Raw genomic sequence first — 4160 nt, 5'->3', positions numbered from 1 at the left:
AGTTTTTGCAGCGAACACAAATTTCAGATTCAGCATTAACCCCCGTGGGAGCTGGCTTGCCAGCGATGAGGCCATCACCGACAACACAAAAACTACCTGCGCTGCAACAAACCTCTTATGGCCAGAAACGCCGGTACACCCAGCCCGACCCAGCTCAACGCATCCCAGATTCCATCGCCCAACAACGCCGCAAACAACCCCGCCGCACTTAGCAGCGCAATCACCAGCGGCGTGCTGAAGACCTTCCAGAAATTGCTCTGACGCGGCTTCATGCGGCCGCCTCCACCGTCACCGGTTTCGCCGCTTTACGCCGCACCACCCACAGATACACGCCGCTGCCAAGGACGATGATGGTCAGCACGTCGAGGGTCGCCCAGAGGATTTTCATCGGCATGCCGCCGTAGTCACCGAAGTGCAATGGCTGCGACAGGCCCATGGCGTCCATGTACCACGGGCGCTCGGCCACGGCGGTGACCTGCAGGGTGCCGGCGTCGATCAGCACCGGCGTCAGCAGGTGCGAGGTCAGGTGCGTGTCGCCCTTCATGAACACCGCGTAATGATGCTCGCTGGAAAAACGCGTGCCGGGGAAGGCGATGAAGTCCGGGTTCATCCCCGGTGCCACGTCCCGGGCGATGTCGAGCAGGCGGGTGGCCGGGGCCAGTCGGGTCAGCGGCGGGGGCATCGCGGTAGGGCGCAACCATGGCAGTCAGCGAGTCGTTGCGCCACGCGGCGATGATCAGATCAGCACAGGCGCTGATCACTCCGGTGACACCGACCACCAGCGCCCAAGTCAATGTAACCACGCCGATCAGGTTGTGCAGGTCGAGCCAGCGCAGGCGGGAAGACTTGTCCTGGCGCACGGTGCCGAACTGCAAGCGGCGCATGAACGGCAGGTACAACACAGTCCCCGAAATGATCGCGACCACGAACAGCAAACCCATGAACGCCAGCAGCAACTTGCCCGGCAGGCCGGCGAACATGTCCACGTGCAGGCGCAGGATGAACAACATCAGGCCTCCGTTGGCCGACGGGGTTTCCAGCGCTTCACCGGTGCGCGCATCGAGCATGAACGTGTGCGAAGAATTCGGCTCGGTACCGGCGGTTTTCGCCATGATGGTCAGCACCGCGTTGGGCTCGTCGTCCTCGAAACCGAAGTACTGCACCACTTCGCCGGGACGATGTTGTTCTGCCGCCTCGACCAGTTGCGCCAGGTTCAGGCGCGGGGTGTCGGCGGGCATTTCGCGCACTTGCGGGGCATCGCCGAGCAGGTGCTCGATCTCGTGATGGAAAATCAGCGGCAGACCGGTCAGTGCCAACAGCAGCAAAAACACGGTGCAGATCAGGCTGGTCCAGGTGTGGATGAACGACCAGCGGCGAATTGTTTTACTTTTCATTTCATGACCTTCAAAAACACCGAAGCCGTCCACGGGGGACGGCCTGGTGACAGGACCTGTTTCAGCTCACGCGCTTACCACTTGTAGGTGGCGCTGGCGACGACGCTGCGCTGGTCGCCGTAGTAGCAATAGAAGCCGTCGCAGGTGGAGATGTAGTCCTTGTCGAACAGGTTGGTGGCATTGACCGCCACCGATGCACCTTTGAGGCTGTTGTCCAGGCGACCGAGATCGTAATGCACGGAGGCATCGAACACGGTGTAAGCATCGGCCTTGCCCAGCCAAGTGTTGCCCTGATCGCCGTAGGTGTTGCCGGTGTAACGCACGCCACCGCCGATACCAAAGCCGTCGAGTACGCCGTTGTGCCAGGTGTAATCGGTCCACAGCGAGGCCTGCTGGTTCGGCATCAGTTGCAGGCGGTTGCCTTTGTAGTCGCCTTTCTGCACTTCGGACTTGGCCAGGGTGTAGGCGGCGATCACTTTCAGGTTATCGGTGACGTCCGAGGTCGCCTCCAGTTCCAGGCCTTTGACTTTCACTTCGCCGGTCTGGCTGGTGATCGGGGTGTTGCCGACGGTGGTGGTGACTGCGACGTTTTTCTGCGTCAGGTCATACACGGCGGCGGTCAGCAGGGTCTTGCTGCCCGGTGGCTGGTACTTGACGCCCATTTCCCACTGCTTGCCTTCGGTCGGCTTCAGCGAGCCGGTGGAGGAGGCGTCGGCGCCGGTGGTGGGCTGGAAGGATTCGGCGTAGGAAATGTACGGGACGAAGCCCGAGTCGAACACGTAGCTGAGCGCTGCGTTACCACTGAAGTTCTTGTCGCGCTGGGTGTTGGTCGCGTCGGCCTTGTTGAAGAATTTGGTGCCGGTGTGGACCCAGTCTTCACGACCGCCCAGCGTCAGGCGCCATTGGTCGAGGGCCATCTGGTCCTGCACGTAGAGGCCGGTCTGGTAGGTCTTCTGGTCGTAGTCGTAATACGCGGTCGAGCGATCCGGACGAACGATCGGCTGGCCGTAGATCGGCTTCAGCACATTGGTTTTCAGGCCGTCACCGTAGATCGACAGGTAGTTGGTGTTGCTGCGCTGGTGATCCAGCCCCAACAGTACGGTGTGGCGAATGTCACCGGTGGCGAAGTCGGCCTGGAAGTTGTTGTCCACCGCGAACTGGCTGATGTCTTCGTCAACGCTGGTGCTGGTGCGCCCGACGTTGCCTTGATCGTCCACCAGGGTGTACGGATAAGAACCGACAGTCAGGGCCTGGAACGATAGATCCGACTTGGTGTAACGCAGGTTCTGCTTGAACTGCCAGACATCGTTCAGGCGGTGTTCAAACGCATAGCCGAGCGCGTAGTAAGTGCGGTCGTAATATTCCCAATCCGGGTCGCCGAGGTTTTTGTGGTGCGAGACGCTACCGAACGGCATGTCGATCTTGGTGCCCTGCACCGGCAGGAACTGGCTGGTAATGCCGGTATCGTCGCGGGTGAACTGGCTCAGCAGGGTGAACCTGGTGTCGTCGTCAATGTTCCAGGTCAGGCTCGGCGCGATGTTGTAGCGCTTGTTTTCGATGTGATCGATCTGTGTGTCGCTGTCGCGCACCACACCGCTGATGCCGTAGAGAAACTGGCCGGCGTCGTCGATCTTGCCGGTGCTGGCGAAGTTGATCTGGCGGTGGTTGTCGCTGCCGTATTGCAGCTGGATTTCGCTGCTGGCGTCGCTGCTGGCGTCGCTGCTCGGGCGCCGGCTGACCATGTCCAGCAGGCCGCCCGGTGGGGTCTGGCCGTAGACGGAGGAGGCCGGGCCGCGCAACAGGGCGAGGCGATCGAGGTTCCAGGTTTCCTGTTTCGGGTTGGCGTACACGCCTTTTGGCAGTGGCAGCCCATCGAGGAACTGGGTCGGCTCGAAGCCACGCACGCGCAGCCAGTCGGCGCGGGTGTCGCTGCCGTAGCTGCTGGCTGTGATGCCCGGCATATAACGCACGGCGTCATCGAGGCTGTGCACGCTGCGGTCGTCCATTTGCTGACGGGTGGCGACCGAGATCGAGCGCGGTGCTTCGACCAGTGCGGTGTCGGTCTTGGTACCGGCGGCGGTGCGAGTGGCGGTGTAGCCCTCGACCGGGCCCCAGGCCGTTTCCAGGTTTTCCACGCCGATCACTGCGGTTTCCGGCAGCGCCAGTGTCCCTTCAGGCACGGCTACCAGGCTGTAGGTGCCAGTGCTGCTTTGTTCCAGTTGCAGGCCGGTACCTTGCAGCGCCACACGCAGAGCGCCGGCGGCGTCGTATTGCCCGTTGACCGGCGACGAGGTCTTGCCCGCCGCCAGCGACGGATTGAGCGACAGCGCGAGGCCACCCTGGCTGGCGATCTGGTTCAGCGTGGTCGACAGCGGCGCCGCCGGCAGGTTGTAGGCACGCACGCTGGAGGCCTGTTCAGCAGCGAGCAACGGGCTGCTGAGCAGCGGCGCGCTGAGGGCAATGGCGATGGCCAGCAGACTGGGGCGCAACAAGGTGTCTAGCGAACGGGACATGCGAAGGCTCCTGAATGGAAATATTTCTCAATTGCCTGTGTGCCGGACGAGAATTGAAAAGTGATAGGGCTGGATGAAAATAATGTCGATTAACTGGGAGTGGGGCAGCCGATTCGCGTGGCAACATTGGTTTTGTGCAGTTGCGGGCGGCCCCATCGCTGGCAAGCCAGCTCCCACAGGTTCAGCGCAGCTCACAGAATTGATATTCACCATCGATCTCTGTGGGAGCTGGCTTGCCAGCGATGGCGGCCGC

At 61.9% G+C, this 4160-nt stretch carries 2 protein-coding genes and 1 pseudogene; all 3 read right to left on the bottom strand.

The annotated features are described in order from the left end of the window. Positions 1-92: 92 nt before the first annotated feature. The 3 genes and pseudogenes from HT737_RS12905 to HT737_RS12895 all read right to left on the bottom strand — a co-directional run bounded on the left by HT737_RS12905 (position 93) and on the right by HT737_RS12895 (position 3907). The gene (locus HT737_RS12905; protein WP_047297051.1) at positions 93-272 is read right to left on the bottom strand and encodes a hypothetical protein; all 180 of its coding nucleotides are present in this window, start codon (positions 270-272) and stop codon (positions 93-95) included. After that, positions 269-1394 (bottom strand): annotated as a pseudogene (locus HT737_RS12900) (PepSY-associated TM helix domain-containing protein). Before HT737_RS12900 ends, HT737_RS12905 begins: the two are co-directional and overlap by 4 nt. A gap of 74 nt (positions 1395-1468) precedes the next feature. Further along, a complete protein-coding gene (locus tag HT737_RS12895) occupies positions 1469-3907 on the bottom strand; it encodes a TonB-dependent siderophore receptor (protein WP_182402762.1) in 2439 nt (812 codons plus the stop codon). Between the last annotated feature and the right edge of the window lie 253 nt (positions 3908-4160).

The sequence above is a fragment of the Pseudomonas sp. MD195_PC81_125 genome, assembly GCF_014060985.1.
Taxonomy (GTDB): domain Bacteria; phylum Pseudomonadota; class Gammaproteobacteria; order Pseudomonadales; family Pseudomonadaceae; genus Aquipseudomonas; species Aquipseudomonas parakoreensis.
This window is presented reverse-complemented; position numbering and strand designations above follow the sequence as displayed.